A 700-nucleotide genomic window follows, 5' to 3' on the forward strand; every position below is an offset into this window, starting at 1 on the left:
CCGCGTTCTTGTCACGGAAGCTGCCGTCGGCATTTGCCACGCTCAACTGGTCGCCTGCGATCATATTGGCGAACGCGGCGCCGCTGTGGTTCAGATCGGCGTGGGTATTGCCGTCATAGGTCTTGTCTTCGGCGGTAATGCCATTGACGCTGGCGATCTCCGCCTTGGCGATATCGGCAGTGGCTGTTGCTGTTGTGTTGGCCAGCGTGTAGTTGTGGGCGTCGGCGCCGCCCAGCGCAATGCCGGTGATATCAACGGTCTTGCCATCGCCCGCATTCTTGTTGTCGAAGCTGCCGTTGGCGTTTGTCACGGTCAGCACATCGTTGAGAATCTTGCCGTCAAAGAAGGCCTCTGCGGTGTTGAGCGTGGCGTCGGTCGTGCCGTCATAGGTGCGGCCCTCGGCGGTAATGCCGTTGACGCCGGCGATCTCTGCCTTGGCGATATCGGCCGTGGCGCTGGCCGTGGTGTCGAGCAGCGTGTAGTTGTGGGCGTCCGCGCCGCCCAGTGTGATGCCGGTGATATCGACGGTCTTGCCATCGGCCGCGTTCTTGTCACGGAAGCTGCCGTCGGCATTTGCCACGCTCAACTGGTCGCCTGCGATCATATTGGCGAACGCGGCGCCGCTGTGGTTCAGATCGGCGTGGGTATTGCCGTCATAGGTCTTGTCTTCGGCGGTAATGCCATTGACGCTGGCGATCTC

General features: G+C 61.6%; 1 protein-coding gene. It reads right to left on the reverse strand.

All coding sequences use genetic code 11. From position 1 onward, the window contains the following. Nucleotides 1-700, reverse strand: a 700-nt coding sequence (locus tag GVL12_RS25750; protein ID WP_200844098.1) for a YDG domain-containing protein, incomplete at both ends; no start/stop codon positions are given.

The organism is Pantoea sp. 18069 (assembly GCF_902706035.1).
In the GTDB taxonomy this organism is placed as follows: domain Bacteria; phylum Pseudomonadota; class Gammaproteobacteria; order Burkholderiales; family Burkholderiaceae_C; genus Comamonas.